The sequence below is a fragment of the Streptomyces sp. NPDC047917 genome (assembly GCF_043204345.1).
GTDB lineage: Bacteria > Actinomycetota > Actinomycetes > Streptomycetales > Streptomycetaceae > Streptomyces > Streptomyces sanglieri.
The window spans coordinates 403,158-422,587 of record NZ_JBIDCA010000006.1 but is presented as its reverse complement, the minus strand read 5'-3'; the positions used below and the strand labels follow the sequence as shown (position 1 = coordinate 422,587).

Here is a 19,430-nt window from a genome sequence, read left to right as displayed (position 1 = left end):
GCGCACCGCCCCCCCTCCCCCCGCAACCCCCGGGGGCGCCGCCCGGCGTCCCCCCCCCCGCCCGGGCGCGGGGGCGCCCTCTGCGGGGCCCGCCGGGGGGGGCGGGGGGGGCCCGCCGCCCCCACCCCCGTCCTCGCCGGCCGCGTCGTCAACGCGATCGTGACCGGCAAGGAGTCGGGCACCGTCACCCGGCTGTCCCTCCTGATCGCCGTGATCGCCGTCGCGGAGGCCGCGCTCGGCCTGTTCAGCCGCTGGCTCTCGGCCAATCTCGGCGAGGGCCTGATCCTGGACCTGCGCACCACCGTCTTCGACCACGTGCAGCGCATGCCGGTCGCCTTCTTCACCCGGACCCGCACCGGCGCGCTCGTCAGCCGCCTCAACAACGACGTCATCGGCGCCCAGCGGGCCTTCAGCAACACGCTGTCCGGCGTCGTCAGCAATGTCGTGACCCTGCTGCTCACGCTCGGCGTGATGCTCTCCATCTCCTGGCAGATCACCGTGCTCGCACTGGTGCTGCTGCCGGTGTTCGTCCTGCCGGCCCGCCGGATGGGCTCCCGGATGGCGAGACTCCAGCGGGAGGCCGCGGCCCACAACGCCGCGATGGGAACCCGGATGACCGAGCGCTTCTCCGCACCCGGCGCCACCCTGATCAAGCTCTTCGGCCGCCCCGCCGACGAGTCCGCCGAATTCGCCGTCCGGGCCGGCCGGGTGCGCGACATCGGCGTACGCACGGCGATGGCCCAGTCCGCGTTCATCACCGCCCTCACCCTCGTGTCCGCCCTCGCCCTCGCCCTGGTCTACGGGCTCGGCGGCTTCTACGCACTGCGCGGGCAGCTCGACGCCGGCGCGGTGGTGGCCCTGGCCCTCCTGCTGACCCGGCTGTACGCACCGCTCACCGCACTCGCCGGGGCGCGCGTCGAGGTGATGAGCGCGCTCGTCAGCTTCGAGCGGGTCTTCGAGGTGCTCGACCTCAAGCCCCTCATCGACCAGAAGCCGGACGCACGGGCGGTCCCGGACGGCCCGGTGTCCGTCGAGTTCGACCAGGTGCGGTTCGGCTACCCCTCCGCGGACAAGGTCTCGCTCGCCTCCCTGGAGGACGTCGCGAGCCTCGACACCCGGGGCGGCGACGAGGTGCTGCGCGGCATCTCCTTCCGCGCCGAACCCGGCCAGACCGTCGCCCTCGTCGGCTCCTCCGGCGCCGGCAAGTCGACCATCGCCCAACTGCTGCCCCGGCTGTACGACACCGACGGGGGTTCGGTGCGCATCGGCGGCGTCGACGTGCGCGACCTGACCTCCGACACCCTGCGCGACACCCTCGGCATGGTCACCCAGGACGGCCACCTCTTCCACGAGTCGGTACGCGCCAACCTGCTGCTCGCCCGCCCCGGCGCCGCCGAGGAGGACCTGTGGGACGCGTTGCGCCGCTCCCGACTGGACGGACTCGTCGCCTCGCTGCCCGACGGGCTCGACACCGTCGTCGGCGAACGCGGCTACCGGCTCTCCGGCGGCGAACGCCAGCGCCTGACCATCGCCCGCCTGCTGCTGGCCCGCCAGCGCGTCGTCATCCTCGACGAGGCCACCGCCCACCTCGACAACACCTCCGAGGCGGCCGTCCAGGAGGCGCTCACCGAGGCACTCGCCGGCCGCACCGCCGTCGTGATCGCCCACCGGCTCTCCACCGTACGGGCGGCCGACCTCATCCTGGTCGTGGAGAGCGGGCGCATCGTGGAGCGGGGCACGCACGAGGAACTCCTCGCGGCGGGCGGCCGGTACGAGGAGCTGTACCGCACCCAGTTCGAGAACCCCGGTACGGAGCACGGGCAGCTCGACGCGCAGCCCTCGGCGTGACGGGCGTCTCTGGCGCGCCAAAACTAACAGCGCTAGTTTGGGAGTGGACGCCCCGTCCGCAACCGTGTCCGGGAGGAACAGCGATGAAGGCCCACGACGGCATGTACATCGGCGGAGCCTGGCGGCCCGCCGCGGGACGGGACGCCATCGCGGTGGTGAACCCGGCGGACGAACAGGTCATCGCCGAGGTCCCGGCCGGCGGGGCCGAGGACGTCGACGCCGCGGTACGGGCCGCCCGCGCCGCGCTCCCCGCCTGGGCGGCCACCGCGCCCGCCGAGCGGGCCGCGCGGATCGCGGCCCTGCGTGATGTGCTGGTGGCCCGCAAGGACGAGATCGCGGAGACCGTCACCGCCGAGCTCGGCGCGCCGCTGCCGTTCTCGCAGGCGGTGCACGCGGGCGTGCCGATCCTGGTGGCCGGTTCGTACGCGGGGCTCGCCGCCTCGTACGCCTTCGAGGAGAAGGTCGGCAACTCCACCGTGTACGCCGAGCCGGTGGGCGTGGTCGGTGCGATCACCCCGTGGAACTACCCGCTGCACCAGATCGTCGCCAAGGTCGCCCCGGCGCTCGCGGCGGGCTGCACGATCGTCCTCAAGCCCGCCGAGGACACCCCGCTGACCGCCCAGCTCTTCGCCGAGGCCGTCCACGAGGCGGGCGTCCCCGCAGGCGTGTTCAACCTGGTCACCGGCCTCGGCCCGGTCGCCGGACAGGCCCTCGCGGAGCACGAAGGCGTCGATCTGGTCTCGTTCACCGGCTCCACCGCGGTCGGCAGGAAGATCGGCGCCACGGCCGGCGCGGCCGTCAAGCGCGTCGCCCTCGAACTGGGCGGAAAGTCCGCCAACGTCATCCTGCCGAGCGCGGACCTGGCCAAGGCGGTCGCCGTCGGCGTCGCGAACGTCATGGGCAACTCCGGTCAGACGTGCAGCGCCTGGACCCGGATGCTGGTCCACACCTCGCAGTACGACGAGGCGGTCGCGCTCGCCGCGGAGGCCGCCGCCAAGTACGGCGACCGCATCGGCCCCCTCGTCAACGCCAAGCAGCACGCACGGGTGCGCGGCTACATCGAGAAGGGGGTGGCGGAGGGTGCCCGCCTCGTCGCGGGCGGCCCCGAAGCCCCGCGCGAACAGGGCTACTTCGTCAGCCCGACCGTGTTCGCCGATGTCACCCCGGAGATGACCGTCGCGCAGGAGGAGATCTTCGGCCCGGTCGTCTCGCTCATCCGCTACGAGGACGAGGACGACGCCCTGCGCATCGCCAACGGCACCGTGTACGGCCTCGCGGGCGCGGTCTGGGCGGGCGACGAGGCCGAGGCGGTGGCGTTCGCCCGGCGGATGGACACCGGGCAGGTCGACATCAACGGCGGCCGGTTCAACCCGCTCGCCCCGTTCGGCGGCTACAAGCAGTCCGGCGTCGGCCGCGAACTCGGCTCCCACGGGCTCGCGGAGTACCTCCAGACCAAGTCCCTCCAGTTCTGACCGTTCCGCACCGCCCCGTTCCTCCGCACAGCCTTGCTTCTCCGCATCGTCCCGTTCCTCCGCACAGCTCTGCTTCTCCGCACCGCCCCGTTCCTCCGTCGCCCACCGTCAGGAGCCTGTTCGTGGTCCGCGCCGCCGTACTGCCCGCCGTCGGAGCTCCCCTGGAGATCACCGGCATCGAACTCCCGGAGCCCGGCCCCGGCCGGGTGCGGGTCGCCCTCGCCGCCGCCGGCGTCTGCCACTCCGACCTCTCGCTCTGCGACGGCACCATGCGGGTGCCCGTCCCCGCCGTCCTCGGTCATGAAGGCGCCGGCACCGTCGTCGCGGTCGGTGAGGGCGTCACCCATGTGGCACCCGGCGACGGTGTCGTCCTCAACTGGGCTCCCTCCTGCGGAAGTTGTCATGCCTGCGCGCTGGGCGAGGTCTGGCTCTGCGCGAACGCCCTGAACGGCGCGGGCGCGGTGCACGCCAGGCGCGCGGACGACGGAAGCGAACTGCACCCCGGTCTCAACGTCGCCGCGTTCGCCGAGGAGACGGTGGTCGCCGCCGGCTGCGTACTGCCCGTTCCGGACGGCATCCCGCTCACCGACGCGGCCCTCCTGGGCTGCGCCGTCCTCACCGGGTACGGCGCCGTGCACCACTCGGCGAAGCTGCGGGAGGGCGAGACGGTCGCGGTGTTCGGTGCCGGGGGAGTGGGGCTGGCCGCGCTCCAGGCCGCCCGCATCGCCGGTGCCTCGCGCATCGTCGCGGTCGACGTCTCCCCGCAGAAGGAGGAGCTGGCCCGCCGGGCCGGTGCCACCGACTACGTGGTCGCCTCGGAGCACACCGCGCGTGAGATCAGGTCCCTCACCGGCAAGCAGGGGGTGGACGCCGCCATCGAGTGCGTGGGACGCGCCACCACCATCCGCACCGCCTGGGAGTCCACCCGCCGCGGCGGCCGGACCACGGTCGTCGGCATCGGCGGCAAGGACCAGCAGGTCACCTTCAACGCCCTGGAACTCTTCCACTGGGGGCGCACCCTCTCCGGCTGCGTCTACGGCAATTCCGACCCGGCGCGCGACCTGCCGGTCCTGGCGGGCCACATCCGGGAGGGCCGGCTCGACCTGGGCGCCCTGGTGACGGAACGCATCACCCTGGACGCCATCCCGGCGGCGTTCGACAACATGATCGCGGGCAAGGGCGGACGGGCCCTGGTGGTGTTCTGACGGCCCGTCCCGTGATCCCTCGCCGGGCTCAGCCCGTGGGCCCGGCGGCCGCCCTCTCCGTGGTGAGCAGCCGGGCGTCCATCTCGCCCTGCTCGAAGAGCCGGGAGGCCGGACCCACGATCAGCGGGTCCGGCTCGTGGGCCACCGCCGCGTCCTTGTCCGGGTAGTCGAAGCGGTGCAGCACGTGCCGGATCGCCTCCAGCCGGGCCCGCTTCTTGTCATTGCTCTTCACCACGGTCCAGGGCGCGTCCGCCGTGTCCGTGTGGAACAGCATCAGCTCCTTGGCCTCCGTGTACGCGTCCCACTTGTCCAGCGAGGCGAGGTCGACCGGGCTGAGCTTCCACTGCCGCACCGGATCGATCTGACGGATCATGAACCGGTTGCGCTGCTCGTTGCGGGAGACGGAGAACCAGAACTTCACCAGATGGATGCCGTCCCGGGCGAGCATCCGCTCGAATCCCGGTGCCTGGTGCATGAATTCGAGGTACTCGCGGGTGGAGCAGAACCCCATCACCCGCTCCACACCGGCCCGGTTGTACCAGGACCGGTCGAAGAGCACGATCTCCCCGGCGGACGGCAGATGTGCCGTGTACCGCTGGAAGTACCACTGGGTGCGCTCGCGTTCGGTGGGCTTCTCCAGCGCCACCACTCGCGCGCCGCGGGGGTTGAGGTGCTCGGTGAACCGCTTGATCGTGCCGCCCTTGCCAGCCGCGTCCCGCCCCTCGAAGAGGATGACGAGGCGTTCGTCGCGCTCCTTCACCCAGTGCTGGAGCTTGAGCAGTTCGATCTGCAGGGCGCGCTTGGACTTCTCGTACGCCTTCCGGCCGAGCTTGTGGCCGTACGGGTAGTCCTCCCGCCAGGCGTCCCGCGCCCGGCCCTCGGGCGTCACCAGGACCGGATCGTCGTCACCGCTGTCGGACACCCGGAAGCCGGCGAGCCCGGGGCCGCCGTGCCGGGCCGCCTCGGTGAGTGCGGCCGGCACGGCTTCCCGGTCCCCGGTCCGCTGCTTCCGGACGCCCCGCTGCTTCTGGGCGCCCTGCCTCTTCGCGTCCCGCTGCTCCGACCGCTCAGGGCCGGCCGGCTTCCCGGTGTTCCGCGTCATGTCGGCGTCCCTCCACCGGCGGTGCCGGATCTTTTCGCGTCAGGCCAGTCTGCGGACCCATCCGGGAGACCGCCACCCCGGCCAGGCAGAGCAGTCCGCCGCCGACGGTGAGCGGCGCGGGCACCTCGTCCAGTACCAGCCAGGACATCAGCACCACCAGCGCCGGCACCGCGTACGTGGTGGCGCCCATCCGCCCCGCCGTGGTCCGGGCGAGCGCGTAGGCCCAGGTGGTGAAGGCCAGAGCGGTCGGGAAGAGGCCCAGATAGACCATGTTCAGCGTGGCGGACAGCGGTGCGTCGGCGGCGTCGGAGATCAGCGCACCGGAGAACGGCAGACAGGCGACGGTGCCGACCAGGCAGCCGAAGGCGGTGATCTGCAGCGCGGAGCCGTGCCGCAGTGCGGGCTTCTGGCGTACCACCCCGGTCGCGTACGCCACGGCGGCCAGCAGGCACAGCGCCACGCCGAGCACCGACGCACCGCCGTCCCCCGACATCGAGAGCCCCACCACCGCGGCGCCCGCGAACGACACGGCCATGCCCGCCAGCAGCCTGCGGGGCAGCCCCTCGCCCAGCATCCGGGCACCGAGCAGCGCGATCAGCAACGGCCCGATGTTCACCACCATCGCGGCCGTCCCCGCGTCGACCTGTTGCTCGCCCCAGTTGAGCACCACCATGTACAGCCCGAACCAGAGCAGCCCGGACCAGACGATCCCCGGCCAGGCGGCCCGCGAAGGCAGCCCCTCGCGCCGCACCACCAGGAGCACGCCGAGCGCCAGCGAGCCGGCGAGCAGCCGGCCGAGGGCGAGCGCGCCGGGCGAGTAGGCCTCGCCGGCGCTGCGGATGGAGACGAAGGCGGAGGCCCAGAGCAGCACGGTGGTGCACGCCGCGGCGGTGGCCCGCCAGTCACGGTGGGCGGCGGGGGAGGGGGCCGGTTGTGTGGTCATGGCCCCGACAGTAGGGCCGCGACCGTTCGGCCCCTACCGAATTGTCGTCGGCTCGATGCCGAGGCGCTCGTACAGCGCCCGCTCACCGGCCGGGGTGGCCTTCACCGCCCGGCCGGACCCGATCCGTACGCACCACCCGGCGTCCAGCGCGTGGCGGCACAGCGCGGCACCCGCCGCACCGGCCAGATGCGGCCTGCGCTCCGTCCAGTCCAGGCAGCTCCGTACCAGGGGACGCCGGGAGCCCGTCTCCAGGGCGATGCCCAGCTCGTCGAACCAGCGCAGACCCTCGCCGGTGAGCGCGAAGCCGGTGTCCTGTGCCAGCAGCCCCCGTGCGGTCATGGCATCGGCGATCGCGATGCCGATCCGCCCCGCGAGGTGGTCGTAGCAGGTGCGGCCGCGGGCCAGCGCGCTGCCCGCGCTCACCGCGCCCAGGGAGCGCGGCGGCTCGGGCGGTGAGCCGGGGACGACGTGGGCCGCCAGGTCCTCGACCAGCTGCGCGGTGCGTTCGTCGGCCAGCCGCAGATAGCGGTGGCGGCCCTGCCGCTCCTCGGCCAGCAGACCGCCCGCGACGAGCTTGCCGAGGTGTTCGCTGGCGGTCGACGGCGCCACGGAGGCGTGCCGGGCCAGCTCACCCGCGGTCCAGGCGCGGCCGTCGAGCAGGGCCAGGCAGAAGGCGGCGCGGGTCTCGTCGGCGAGGAGCGCGGCCAGGGCGGCGAGCCGTGGTGCGGCCGGGTCGGGGTGTGCCGTGCGTGCCATGTGGACCAGGATGCGTCAGGAACGCTTCGGCGCGGGCCGAACCGTCCCGGCCGGCACCAGCAGCTCGTACTGGACCGAGAGACCGTCGACCAGGGCCCGCAGCCCGGTCTCGAAGGCCCCCTCATCGACCTTCTGGCGGCGCTCGGCCAGCAGATGGGCCTGGCCGAGATGCGGGTAGTCGGCGGGGTCGTACGCCGTCTCGTCGTCGACGAAGCCGCGGGCGAAGGAGCCCAGTGCCGAACCGGTGATGAAGTAGCGCATCAGCGCCCCGATGTACGTGGCCTGGGCGGGCGGCCAGCCGGCCCTGACCATCGCGCCGAACACCGCGTCGGCGACCCGGAGACCGGCCGGCCGGCGCCCCGGGCCCTGGGCCAGCACCGGAACGATGTGCGGGTGCTCGGTGAGCGCCGCACGATAGGAGACGGCCCAGTCGTGCAGGGCGGCGCGCCAGTCGCGGGTGTCCGACTCGTCGAACATCGACAGATCGACCTGCGCGGACACGGCGTCCGCGACGGCGTCCAGGATCTCGTCCTTGTTGCGGAAGTGGTTGTAGAGCGAGGGCCCGCTGACCCCGAGTTCGGCCGCGAGCCGACGGGTGGAGACGGCGTCGAGCCCCTCGGAGTCCACGAGCGCGCTCGCCGTCACGACGATGCGGTCTCTGCTGAGGAGGGGCTTGCGCGGTCGGGCCATGCGGCACATAGTAGGGCCTGCAAGCGAAAAACTAGCAGTGCTAATTAAAGTGTGGGAGTCGAAGGATGAACCTGGAGCTCAGCGAGGAGCAGGAAGCCGTCCGGCAGCTCGCCAAGGACTTCGTCGCCCGTGAGATCGCCCCGCATGCCGTGGCGTGGGACCGGGCCGAGAACGTCGACAGGTCGATCGTGAAGAAGCTGGGCTCGGTGGGCTTCCTCGGGCTGACCGTTCCCGAGGAGTACGGCGGCTCCGGCGGCGACCACCTCGCCTACTGCCTGGTCACCGAGGAGCTCGGCCGCGGTGACTCCTCGGTCCGCGGCATCGTCTCCGTCTCCCTCGGTCTGGTCACCAAGACCATCGCCGCCTGGGGCGACGAGGAGCAGAAGCGGCACTGGCTGCCGAGGCTCACCGCGGGCGGGGCGATCGGCTGCTTCGGCCTCACCGAGCCCGGCACCGGCTCGGACGCCGGGAACCTGACGACGAGGGCCGTCCGGGACGGTGCCGACTACGTCATCAACGGCAGCAAGATGTTCATCACCAACGGCACCTGGGCCGACGTCGTGCTGCTCTTCGCCCGCACCAACGACACCCCCGGCCACAAGGGCATATCCGCCTTCCTGGTCCCCACCGACACCCCCGGTCTCGGTCGCCGCACCATCCACGGCAAGCTCGGCCTGCGCGGCCAGGCCACCGCCGAGGTGGTCCTGGAGGACGTCCGGGTGCCCGCCTCGGCGCTCCTGGGTCCGGAGGGCAAGGGCTTCTCCATCGCCATGTCCGCCCTGGCCAAGGGGCGGATGTCGGTCGCGGCCGGCTGTGTCGGCATCGCCCAGGCCGCCCTGGACGCCGCCGTGGGCTACGCCGCCGAGCGTGAACAGTTCGGCAAGTCCATCGCGAGCTACCAGCTCGTCCAGGAGCTCATCAGCGACATCGCCGTGGACGTGGACGCCGCCCGGCTGCTGACCTGGCGGGTGGCCGACCTCGTCGACCGCGGAGAGGACTTCGCCACCGCCGCCTCCAAGGCGAAGCTCTTCGCCTCGGAGGCCGCGGTCCGCGCCGCCAACAACGCGCTCCAGGTCTTCGGCGGCTACGGCTACATCGACGAGTACCCGGTCGGCAAACTGCTGCGCGACGCCCGGGTGATGACCCTGTACGAGGGCACCAGCCAGATCCAGAAGCTGATCATCGGCCGCGCGCTCACGGGGGTCTCCGCCTTCTGAACCCCGCGCCGCGACTCGAACGGGCGTCTGAGTACCCGGCTGAGTACGGGAACGGATGTGGCGCACGCCACGTCGGCCGATGCTGGGCTCCATGAGTGAGACAACATCGGTCAAGCAGCAGAGCACCGCGGCCTTCTACGGTCAGGCCGTCGCCTCCTTCGGGGTGGCGATCGGCGCGGTGAGTCTCGGCATCTACTTCCTGGACGCCGACGCCTGGGTGCGCGGATTCCTCGCGATCGGCGTCCTCTACCTCGTCACCTCCTGCTTCACCCTGGCCAAGGTCATCCGTGACCGGCAGGAGGCGGGGCAGATCGTCAGCCGGGTCGACCAGGCCCGGCTGGAGAAGATCCTCGCCGAGCACGACCCCTTCCAGAAGCTCTGACGATCCCGCCGGACGGGCCCTAAGCGCTTGCTCAGGTTCGGGGTATGGTGTTCGTCCTGCTGATGAGAGGGGCGAGTGACGATGAGCACGGCGGAGGAGACCGACGGCGACAGCGCGCCGTGGGCCGAGGTGACGCCCGAGGCGGCCAGGCGGCTGCTCGTCGCCGCCGTCGACGCCTTCGCCGAGCGCGGGTACCACGCCACCACCACCCGCGACATCGCGGGCCGGGCCGGGATGAGTCCCGCCGCGCTCTACATCCACTACAAGACGAAGGAAGAACTGCTCCACCGGATCAGCCGGATCGGCCACGACCGCGCCCTGTTCGTCCTGGAAGCGGCCGCCGACGGCGGGGGCACGGCGGCCGAGCGGCTGGCCGAGGCGGTGCGGTCCTTCGTCCGCTGGCACGCCGAGCAGCACACCACCGCCCGCGTGGTCCAGTACGAACTCGACGCCCTCGGCGAGGAGCATCGCACCGAGATCGTCGAACTGCGGCGCAGGAGCGACGCGGTGGTGCGCCGGATCATCGGTGAGGGCGTGCAGGCGGGGGAGTTCGACGTCCCCGACGTGCCGGGCACCACGCTCGCGGTGCTCTCGCTCTGCATCGACGTGGCGCGCTGGTTCAACGAGCAGGGCAGCCGGACGCCGGACGAGGTCGGCGAGCTCTACGCCGACCTCGTGCTGCGCATGGTCGCGGCCAAGCGGTAGCGCGACGGCCCGGCGGCGGACCGCCGCCGGGCCGGACGCCCGTCCGGACCGGACGGGCCGGACCGGATGTGCCGAACTGGATGTGCCGAACTGGATGTGCCGGGCCGGACGTGCCGGAGCCGGACGCGTCGGAGGTCAGAAGTAGTAGCGCGACACCGACTCGGCCACGCACACCGGCTTGTCGCCGCCCTCGCGCTCGACCGTGACGACGGCGGTGACCTGCACCCCGCCGCCGGCCTCCTCGACGCTCTTCAGGACGGCCGACGCGCGCAGCCGCGAGCCCACCGGCACGGTGGACGGGAAACGGACCTTGTTCGTCCCGTAGTTGATGCCCATCTTCATGCCCTCGACCCGCATGATCTGCGGTACGAGCGTCGGCAGCAGCGAGAGCGTGAGATAGCCGTGCGCGATCGTCTTGCCGAACGGTCCGGCGGCGGCCCGCTCCGGGTCCACGTGGATCCACTGGTGGTCACCGGTGGCCTCGGCGAAGAGGTCGATCCGCTTCTGCTCGATCTCCAGCCAGTCGCTGTGTCCCAGCTGCTCGCCCACTCCGTCGCGCAGCTCCTGCGCGGACGTGAAGATCCTCGGCTCTGCCATGTCCCTGGTCCCTGCCTTTCCAGCTCCGGGCCGTCCCTCGTCGCGCTGTCTAAGCGCTTGCTCAGCATGGTTGGCGGGTGCGTTCCTGTCAACGACGGACCCGGCCCGGGGCGGGCCAGTAGGGTTGGAGGGGTGCCCCAGATCCCACAGACGCTCCATGAACTCACGGTCGGACAGCTCTCCGCGCGCAGCGGCGCCGCTGTTTCGGCCCTGCACTTCTACGAGGCCAAGGGCCTGATCGGCAGCCGCCGCACCAGCGGCAACCAGCGTCGCTACACCAGGGACGCGCTGCGCAGGGTGGCGTTCATCCGCGCGGCTCAGCGGGTCGGCATCCCGCTCGCCACCATCCGGGACGCCCTCGCCGAACTCCCCGAGGAGCGCACCCCGAACCGCGACGACTGGGCGCGGCTCTCCGTGGCCTGGCGCTCCGAACTCGACGACCGCATCGAGCGGCTGGCGCGGCTGCGGGACCACCTCACCGACTGCATCGGCTGCGGCTGCCTGTCGCTGGAGAACTGCGTGCTGTCCAATCCGGACGACATCTCCGGCCGGCGGATCAGCGGCTCGCGCCTGATGCCGGAGCACCCGCAGGCCGAACACCCGTAGGTCGAACGCCCGCAGGCCGGATGCCCATGGGTCGAGTGCCCGCAGGCCGAGTGCCGGTGGGTCGGGCGTCCGCGGGCCGGGCGTCCAGGTGCCGGGTGTCTGCGAGTCGGTGTCCGGGGGCCGGTGTCTGCGAGTCGGGTGTCCGGGGGGCCGGGCGTCCATGGGCCGGTGTGTGCCGAGCGGTCCCCCGTGGGCCCGTCGGCTCGTCCCGGCGCGGGTCACGCCGCGGAGGCCAGATCCCGTCGTCCCGTGCTGCGGGCCCTGGACAGCGCCGCCGGGGTGAGTACCGGCTGCGGCACCACGATCCCGCAGTCCGCGCAGACCGGGCCCGACCACGGCTCGTGGAGCCAGCGCAGGCCGGTGCCCGCGCACACCGGGCAGGCCGTGCCGGGGGCCGATTCCAGCGCCGCGATCAGCCGGCGCAGTACCTCGGCGAGCGGCCGGGAGGGATGTACCGCCGGGTCCTCGCAGCGGGCGACCCCGTTGCCGCCCCAGGTACGCCGGTGCCAGTCGTCGAACGCGCCGGGCCGGCGCAGCCCGTCGCGCTTCTCCCGCCTGCGGCGCTCGGCGAACCCGGCCTCGTAACCGAGCCAGACCGCCCGCGCCGCCTCCAGCTCGTCCAGCGCGCGCATCAGCCGCGCCGGATCGGGGGACCGGTCCTCGGGCCCGATGCCGTGCCGCACGCACAGATGGTCCCAGGTCGCCCGATGTCCGTAAGGGGCGAACCTCTCCAGGCACTTGCGCAGCGAATACCGCCGCAGTGCCAGGTCGCTCCGTGGATCGCGGACCTGTCTCGCAAGACTCCGGAATCCCGCCACCGCACCGTCACCTCCGTCGCTCGTACTTCGGCGTCCAGGGCCTTTCGTCCGGGTCGGGCCGGACGTAAACGAAAGGCCCTGAGAATGGACGTACGGCTCCCCGATTCGGATCCCTCGGGACACGACATCGTCCGAAAAGTGAGGCCGCCGGCGCCGGGACGCCGCGGACCGAGTGGCATGTGACGATTCAGAAAAAGTGACGGTTGTTCACCTTACCGATGGGTCATACCGCCAGTAACCTCCGGCGCACAGCCTCTCGGAGGAGCCCGCATGCCCCCACGCACCGTCAAGCTCAGAGCCGCCACCATAGCGGCGGTCCTCGCACTCGGCACCACCCTGCTCGCGGCCTCGCCGCAGGCCGGCGCCGCGGAACCCGACCCCGTCACCGACTACTGCCAGGGGCAGTGCGACGACATCCTGCCCCCGGGCGAGAACGGGAACGCCACCCTCGTCGAGATCCTCGGCAACAAGGCGTTCGGTACGCATCCCAAGCACAGCGACGACCAACTCGACCGCTACAACGGCCTGGTGGCCGGACACTCGGGTCTCACCGACCAGAAGCTGACCGACTTCTTCAACGATGCCTCGTTCGGTGTGCCGAAGGACCAGGTCGAGTCCGTCACCTCGCCCCGCGACGACGTCACCATCACCCGTGACAAGGCGTCCGGTGTCCCGCACATCAAGGGCACCACCCGCTACGGCACCGAGTTCGGCGCCGGATTCGCCGCCGGGCAGGACCGGCTCTGGCTGATGGACCTCTTCCGCCACATCGGACGCGGCGAGCTGACCTCGTTCGCCGGCGGCGCCCTCGCCAACCAGGGCCTGGAGCAGCAGTTCTGGCCACAGGCCCCGTACACCGAGGCGGACCTCGAAGCCCAGGTCGAGCAGATCAGGACCCGTGAGGGCGCCCGTGGCGAGCAGGCCATGGCGGACGCCCAGGCGTATGTCGACGGCATCAACGCCTACCGGGAGAAGTCCAAGAACGGCCGCTACTTCCCGGGCGAGTACGTCCTCACCGGCAAGATCGACGCCATCACCAACGTCGGCGAGATACAGCCGTTCAAGCTGACCGACCTGATCTCCATCGCCTCGGTGGTCGGCGGTCAGTTCGGCGGCGGCGGTGGCGGGGAGGTGCAGGCGGCGCTCTCGCTGCTGGCCGCCCAGCAGAAGTACGGCGTCGCCGAGGGCACCGAGGTCTGGGAATCCTTCCGCCAGCGCGAGGACCCCGAGGCCGTGCTGACGATCCATGACGGCACCTCGTTCCCGTACGCGGGCAAGCCCGACAAGGCACGCGGCACCGCACTGCCCGATGCCGGGTCCGTCACCGCGGAACCCGTGATCTACGACCGCACCGGCTCCGCGGGCACCGACAGGAAGACCCCGGTCAAGGCCCCGGCTCCGCTCAAGAAGGCCCAGGGCATCTACGACGACGGCGTCATCCCCGAGGGCTCGCTGCCCGGTTCGGGATCCGGCGCCCAGAAGCGCGGCATGTCCAACGCCCTGCTGGTCTCCGGGAAGAACACCGCGAGCGGAAACCCCATCGCCGTGTTCGGGCCGCAGACCGGCTACTTCGCCCCGCAGCTGATGATGCTCCAGGAACTCCAGGGGCCGGGCATCAGCGCCCGCGGCGTCTCCTTCGCCGGTGTCGGCATGTACATCCAGATGGGCCGCGGCCAGGACTACGCCTGGAGCGCCACCTCGGCCGGCCAGGACATCACCGACACCTACGCCATCGATCTGTGCGAGCCCGACGGCTCCACGCCCACCAAGGACTCCACGCACTACCTCTACCGCGGCACCTGCACCGCCATGGAGACGCTGGAGCACACCAACTCCTGGAAGCCGACCGTCGCCGACTCCACGGCGAAGGGCTCCTACCGGATGCAGGCGAGGCGCACGAACTACGGCATCGTCACCCACCGCGCCACCGTGGGCGGCAAGCCCGTCGCGTACACCTCGCTGCGTACCACCTACCGCCACGAGGCCGACTCGATCATCGGCTTCCAGATGCTCAACGATCCGTCGTACGTCAAGGACGCCGCCACCTTCCAGCAGGCGGCGAGCAACATCGACTACGCCTTCAACTGGTTCTACGCCGACTCCCGCACCGCCGCCTACTACAACAGCGGCATGAACCCGGTGCGGGCGCCGGGCGTCGACCCGGCACTGCCGGTGCGGGCCGAGCGGGCCTACGAGTGGCAGGGGTACGAACCGGCCGCCAACACCGCCGCGTACACCCCGTTCGCCGAGCACCCGCACTCCAGCGGGCAGGACTACTACATCTCCTGGAACAACAGGCAGGCCAAGGGCTATGCCGCCGCGGGCTTCGGTCTCGGCGCCGTGCACCGGGGCGATCTGCTGGACGACAGGGTGGCGAAGCTGGTCGAGGAGGGCGGGGTGACCCGCGCGTCCCTCACCCGGGCCATGGCCGAGGCCGCGGTCACGGATCTGCGCGGCGAGCAACTGCTGCCCGAACTGCTGAAGGTGATCCGCTCGAAGCCGGTGACCGACCCCGAACTCAACGGCGCGGTCCAGCAGTTGGAGTCCTGGCGGGCGGCGGGCTCGCAGCGCCGGGAGAGCAGCCCCGGCTCGCACACGTACACCCACGCCGACGCGGTGCGGATCATGGACGCGTGGTGGCCGAAACTGGTCGAGACCGAGTTCAGGCCGGGGCTCGGTGACGACTTGTACGGAGCGCTGACCGGCAGCCTCGCCACCGACGAGTCACCGGCGGCGAGCCACGGGCCGAGCGGGGCGCACAGCGGATCCGCGTTCCAGTACGGCTGGTGGGGCTTCGTGGACAAGGACCTGCGCCAGGTCCTGGGCCAGCCGGTCAAGGGGCCGCTGGCCAGGACGTACTGCGGCAACGGCGATGCGAGCGGTTGCCGTGACGCACTGCTCGCCGCCCTGAAGCAGGCTGTGGCCCGGCCGGCGACGGAGGTCTACCCCGGGGACGACAACTGCGGGGCGGGCGAGCAGTGGTGCTCCGACTCGATCGTCCACCGGCCGCTCGGCGGGATCGGCCAGAAGGCGATCCACTGGCAGAACCGCCCGACGTACCAGCAGGTGGTGGAGTTCCCCGCCCACCGGTAGGGGGGCCGGACCGTGGTGCCGGGCGGGTCCGAGATCCTTCGGGCCCGCCCGGCGACGGCTCAGCGGTACTGGAGGTACCGCTTGCGCACGGCCCGGAACGCGGCCAGATCCCGTGCCCAGGCGCCGACGACCTCGTCCGTGTCCGCGCCCGCGTCGATCATCGTGCGGACCCGGGTGTTGCCGGTGAGCTTGTCGATCCAGTTGTCCGCGCGCCACTCGAACCCGCTCCAGGTCCGCTTCGCCGTCACCAGCAGCGCGATCCCGGTGCGTACCGGGTCGAAGACCTCCCGGTCCAGGACGTGCAGTTGCACCCCGCCGACGGTCCTGCCCTGGAACTTGGAGAACGTCGGCGCGAAGTACGCCTCGCGGAACGCGACCCCGGGCAGGTCCAGCGCGTTCGCGGCCGCCGCCCAGCGGTGGTCGATGCCCTCGGCGCCGAGCAGTTCGAACGGGCGGGTGGTACCGCGCCCCTCGGAGAGGTTGGTGCCCTCGAACAGGCAGGTCCCCGAGTAGACCAGCGCCGTGTCGGGCGTCGGCATGTTGGGGCTCGGCGGCACCCACGGCAGTCCGGTGGCGTCGAAGAAGTCCGAGCGCTTCCAGCCGGACATCTTCACGATGCGCAGATCCACCGGCCGTTCGGCCAGGAACCGGGCGTTGAAGAGCAGGGCCAGCTCGGTGACCGTCATGCCGTGCGCCTGGGCGATCTCCCGGCGGCCGACGAAGGTGCCGAACGCCGGATCGAGCACCGGACCGAGCGCCGCCCGCCCGGTCACCGGGTTCGGCCGGTCCAGTACGACGAACCGTTTCCCCGCGAGAGCGGCCGCCTCCATGCAGTCGTACAGCGTCCAGATGTACGTGTAGAAGCGGGCGCCCGCGTCCTGGATGTCGAAGACCACGGTGTCCACGCCGGAGGCGGTGAAGACGTCGGCGAGCGGCTGCCCGCTCTTCAAGTACGTGTCGTAGACCGGGAGTCCGGTCGCCGGGTCGTCGTAGCGCCCCTCCGAACCGCCCGCCTGCGCGGTGCCGCGGAAACCGTGCTCGGGCCCGAAGACGGCGATCAGGTCCACCCGCTCGTCCGGGTGCATCACATCGACGATGTGGCGCACGTCGGAGGTGATCCCGGTCGGGTTGGTGACGACCCCGACCTTCTCGCCCTTCAGCAGCGCGTAGCCGTCCGCCGCCAGCCGGTCGAAGCCGGTACGGACCCGGCGGTGCCCCTTGCCCGGGGCGGGAGCGGCGGTCGCGGCCCCGGTCCCGGCGGCCGTCGCCGCGAGGGCCCCCACCGCACCGCCGGCGGCCAGCAAACCACGTCTGGACAGGCTCATCGGGCTACCTCCATGATCGCGACGTCTGTCATGGTCACGCACGCTAGCGCGCGTTCGGGCCATACGGAACGAGCCGGACGGGACGGTTGTGACGGGAGTGGCGCCGAGGCGGTGGCCACCCCTTCCGTTCCGGCATACCGACTGGTTAGTCTGCCAGGGAAGTCGGCTGGGAGAGGCGGGATTCGATGAGCGCGGTGCAGGGCGCGGGCGTGGTGGTCACAGGGGCCGGAGGCGGCATCGGAGCCGCTCTGGCCCGCGGATTCGCCGCCCGGGGCGCACGGGTCGTGGTCAACGACCTCGACGGGGCGAGGATCGAGGCGCTGGCCGAGGAGATCGGCGCCACCGCCGTCGCCGGGGACGCCTCGCGGATCGTGGACGCCGCCAGGGACGCGCTCGACGGCACCGTCGACATCTACTGCGCCAACGCCGGTCTCGCCTCGCCCGGCGACGTCCTTGCGGACGAGGAGGTCTGGGCCGCGGCATGGGACGTCAATGTGATGGCCCACGTCCGCGCGGCCAGGGCGCTGCTGCCCGACTGGCTGGAGCGCGGCAGCGGCCGCTTCGTCTCGACCGCGTCCGCCGCCGGACTGCTGACGATGATCGGCGCGGCCCCGTACAGCGTCACCAAGCACGGCGCCGTCGCCTTCGCCGAATGGCTCTCGCTCACCTACCGCCACCGCGGCGTCAAGGTCCACGCGATCTGCCCGCAGGGTGTACGTACGGACATGCTCACCGCCGCCGGGTCGGCCGGGGAACTGGTCCTCGCACCCGGGGCCATCGAGCCCGAGGCGGTCGCCGAGGCGCTCTTCGACGCCATGGCCGAGGACCGCTTCCTCGTCCTGCCGCACCCCGAGGTCGCCGGGTACTACCGGGCCCGCAGCAAGGACACCGACCAGTGGCTCGGCAGCATGAACCACCTTCAGCAGAAGTGGGAGGAGACCCGCTCATGAACGAGTCCGTCGAGGGGGGAGGAGACCGGCACATGACCGAGTCCATCTACGCGGCCAAGCCCTGGACCGCCCTGCTCAGCGAGGCCCAGCGGGCCCCCGTCCACCCGGCCGCGAGCCTGGTCCACGCCTTCCGGGACTCCGCCGCCCGCAGCCCCGGGCACCCCGCGCTCGCCTACTTCGACGGACGCCTGAGCTACCGCGAGACCGACGCGCTCTCCGACTCGGTGGCCGGCCACCTCGCCGCCGAGGGACTGGAGCGCGGCGACCGCGTCGCGATCATGCTGCAGAACACCCCGCAGTTCGTGATCGCGCTGCTCGGCGCCTGGAAGGCCGGCGCCACGGTCGTCCCGCTCAACCCGATGTACAAGTCCGGCGAGGTCGGCCACGTACTGAAGGACGCCGAGGTCACCGCACTGATCTGCGCGGACTTGGCCTGGGAGGCGTATCTGCGGGACACCGCGGCCGGCGCCCCGACGGTACGGACCGTCCTCACCACCAGCGAGCTGGACCTCCAGACGCAGAACGACGCCCGCGTGCTCGGCTTCGAGCGGCTGCCCGTGCCCGGGGACACCGAGGACCTGGTCGCCGTCGCCCGCCGGGGCACCAAGGCTCCCGAGGGCCGCGGACCCGCCGCCGACGACGTGGCGCTGATCAGCTACACCTCCGGGACCAGCGGCACCCCCAAGGGCGCCATGAACTCCCACGGCAACATCATGGTCAACGCCGAGCGCCAGCGGGCCGGGCACCCCGTCGCCGAGGGCTCCTCCTACTTCGCGCTCGCCCCGCTCTTCCACATCACCGGCATGGTGTGCCAGCTGGCCGCCTGCCTCACCAACGCGGGCACCCTCGTCCTCGCGTACCGCTTCCACCCGGGCGTCGTCCTCGAAGCCTTCACCGAGCACCGCCCCGCCTACACCGTGGGCCCGTCCACCGCCTTCATGGCGCTCGCCGCCCACCCGGACGCCACCCCCGAGCACTTCGCCTCCTTCCGGGTGATCTCCTCGGGCGGGGCACCGCTGCCGCCCGCGCTGGTGGAGAAGTTCCGGGCGGGCTTCGGCCCGTACATCCGCAACGGCTACGGCCTCACCGAGTGCACCGCCCCGTGCGCCTCCGTGCCGCCGGAGCGCGAAGCCCCCGTCGACCCGGTCTCCGGGACGCTGTCGGTCGGCGTCCCCGGCCCCGACACGGTGGTCCGGATCCTCGACGAGAACGGCGCGGAGGTCCCCTTCGGCGAACAGGGCGAGATCGCGGTCCGCGGCCCGCAGGTCGTCTCCGGCTACTGGCGGCTGCCGGAGGCCACCGCCACCGCCTTCCCGGACGGCGAACTGCGCACCGGCGACATCGGCTTCATGGACAGCGCGGGCTGGCTCTACGTCGTCGACCGCAAGAAGGACATGATCAACGCCTCCGGGTTCAAGGTCTGGCCGCGCGAGGTGGAGGACGTCCTGTACACCCATCCGGCGGTCCGGGAGGCGGCCGTCGTGGGCGTCCCCGACACCTACCGCGGCGAGACCGTCCGCGCCTACGTCAGCCTGCGGCCCGGCGCCCGCGCCACGCCCGAGGAGCTGAGCGCGTACTGCGAGGAACGGCTCGCCGCGTACAAGTACCCGCGCGAGGTCGAGATCCTGACCGAACTCCCGAAGACGGCGAGTGGGAAGATCCTCAGGCGGGAACTGCGTTCCCCCCGCTAGACCGAATCACGCACGGTACGGAAGGACGGT

At 72.0% G+C, this 19,430-nt stretch carries 16 protein-coding genes and 1 pseudogene; 10 read left to right on the top strand and 7 right to left on the bottom strand.

Annotation, left to right across the window (positions count from 1 at the left end; genetic code table 11):
• Positions 1–114 precede the first annotated feature (114 nt).
• The 3 genes and pseudogenes from ACGF8B_RS17210 to ACGF8B_RS17200 all read left to right on the top strand — a co-directional run.
• A pseudogene (locus tag ACGF8B_RS17210) lies at positions 115–1,848 on the top strand (ABC transporter ATP-binding protein); the annotation flags it as partial.
• A gap of 83 nt (positions 1,849–1,931) precedes the next feature.
• Positions 1,932–3,320, top strand: coding sequence for an aldehyde dehydrogenase family protein (locus ACGF8B_RS17205; RefSeq protein ID WP_392739126.1), 1,389 nt, complete (start codon positions 1,932–1,934; stop codon positions 3,318–3,320).
• A 122-nt stretch (positions 3,321–3,442) separates the two neighbouring features.
• Positions 3,443–4,525, top strand: a complete 1,083-nt coding sequence (locus ACGF8B_RS17200; protein WP_392739125.1) for a Zn-dependent alcohol dehydrogenase — start codon at positions 3,443–3,445, stop codon at positions 4,523–4,525.
• Between the two features lie 28 nt (positions 4,526–4,553).
• On the opposite strand, the gene ppk2 is transcribed toward ACGF8B_RS17200, so the two are convergent.
• From ppk2 to ACGF8B_RS17180, 4 genes are all read right to left on the bottom strand, one after another.
• Positions 4,554–5,447, bottom strand: a complete 894-nt coding sequence (ppk2, locus tag ACGF8B_RS17195) for a polyphosphate kinase 2 (protein ID WP_392739297.1) — start codon at positions 5,445–5,447, stop codon at positions 4,554–4,556.
• A gap of 145 nt (positions 5,448–5,592) precedes the next feature.
• A complete protein-coding gene (locus ACGF8B_RS17190) occupies positions 5,593–6,570 on the bottom strand; it encodes a DMT family transporter (protein ID WP_392739123.1) in 978 nt (325 codons plus the stop codon).
• Between the two features lie 33 nt (positions 6,571–6,603).
• Entirely contained in the window at positions 6,604–7,326 is a 723-nt protein-coding gene (locus tag ACGF8B_RS17185; protein WP_392739121.1) for an ArsR/SmtB family transcription factor, read from the bottom strand.
• Positions 7,327–7,341: 15 nt separating this feature from the next.
• The gene (locus ACGF8B_RS17180) at positions 7,342–8,016 is read right to left on the bottom strand and encodes a TetR/AcrR family transcriptional regulator (protein ID WP_392739119.1); all 675 of its coding nucleotides are present in this window, start codon (positions 8,014–8,016) and stop codon (positions 7,342–7,344) included.
• A 65-nt stretch (positions 8,017–8,081) separates the two neighbouring features.
• On the opposite strand from ACGF8B_RS17180, the gene ACGF8B_RS17175 reads away from it, so the two are divergent.
• From ACGF8B_RS17175 to ACGF8B_RS17165, 3 genes are all read left to right on the top strand, one after another.
• On the top strand, positions 8,082–9,233 hold the full coding sequence (locus ACGF8B_RS17175; protein WP_392739117.1) for an acyl-CoA dehydrogenase family protein: 1,152 nt from the start codon (positions 8,082–8,084) through the stop codon (positions 9,231–9,233).
• A gap of 91 nt (positions 9,234–9,324) precedes the next feature.
• Positions 9,325–9,615 (top strand): YiaA/YiaB family inner membrane protein, encoded by a 291-nt coding sequence (locus ACGF8B_RS17170; RefSeq protein ID WP_326764734.1) that lies wholly within the window; start codon positions 9,325–9,327, stop codon positions 9,613–9,615.
• 81 nt (positions 9,616–9,696) lie between these two features.
• A complete protein-coding gene (locus tag ACGF8B_RS17165) occupies positions 9,697–10,320 on the top strand; it encodes a TetR/AcrR family transcriptional regulator (RefSeq protein WP_392739115.1) in 624 nt (207 codons plus the stop codon).
• A 135-nt stretch (positions 10,321–10,455) separates the two neighbouring features.
• Here the strand turns inward: ACGF8B_RS17165 and ACGF8B_RS17160 are convergent, their stop codons facing one another.
• On the bottom strand, positions 10,456–10,917 hold the full coding sequence (locus tag ACGF8B_RS17160; RefSeq protein ID WP_124718635.1) for a MaoC family dehydratase: 462 nt from the start codon (positions 10,915–10,917) through the stop codon (positions 10,456–10,458).
• Positions 10,918–11,049: 132 nt separating this feature from the next.
• Between ACGF8B_RS17160 and soxR the strand changes: the two genes are divergently transcribed.
• Entirely contained in the window at positions 11,050–11,523 is a 474-nt protein-coding gene (soxR, locus tag ACGF8B_RS17155; protein ID WP_392739113.1) for a redox-sensitive transcriptional activator SoxR, read from the top strand.
• 218 nt (positions 11,524–11,741) lie between these two features.
• Here soxR and ACGF8B_RS17150 read toward each other — a convergent pair whose 3' ends face one another.
• Positions 11,742–12,341: a hypothetical protein gene (locus tag ACGF8B_RS17150; protein ID WP_392739111.1), complete on the bottom strand. Its 600-nt coding sequence runs from the start codon at positions 12,339–12,341 to the stop codon at positions 11,742–11,744.
• Positions 12,342–12,611: 270 nt separating this feature from the next.
• Here ACGF8B_RS17150 and ACGF8B_RS17145 point away from each other — a divergent pair, with 270 nt between their 5' ends.
• Positions 12,612–15,434, top strand: a complete 2,823-nt coding sequence (locus ACGF8B_RS17145) for a penicillin acylase family protein (RefSeq protein WP_392739108.1) — start codon at positions 12,612–12,614, stop codon at positions 15,432–15,434.
• Between the two features lie 59 nt (positions 15,435–15,493).
• Here the strand turns inward: ACGF8B_RS17145 and ACGF8B_RS17140 are convergent, their stop codons facing one another.
• Positions 15,494–16,759 (bottom strand): exo-beta-N-acetylmuramidase NamZ domain-containing protein, encoded by a 1,266-nt coding sequence (locus ACGF8B_RS17140; RefSeq protein ID WP_392739107.1) that lies wholly within the window; start codon positions 16,757–16,759, stop codon positions 15,494–15,496.
• A 185-nt stretch (positions 16,760–16,944) separates the two neighbouring features.
• Between ACGF8B_RS17140 and ACGF8B_RS17135 the strand changes: the two genes are divergently transcribed.
• Positions 16,945–17,709, top strand: a complete 765-nt coding sequence (locus ACGF8B_RS17135; RefSeq protein WP_392739105.1) for an SDR family oxidoreductase — start codon at positions 16,945–16,947, stop codon at positions 17,707–17,709.
• Positions 17,710–17,741: 32 nt separating this feature from the next.
• Entirely contained in the window at positions 17,742–19,400 is a 1,659-nt protein-coding gene (locus ACGF8B_RS17130; RefSeq protein ID WP_392739102.1) for an AMP-binding protein, read from the top strand.
• The last annotated feature ends 30 nt before the right edge of the window (positions 19,401–19,430 follow it).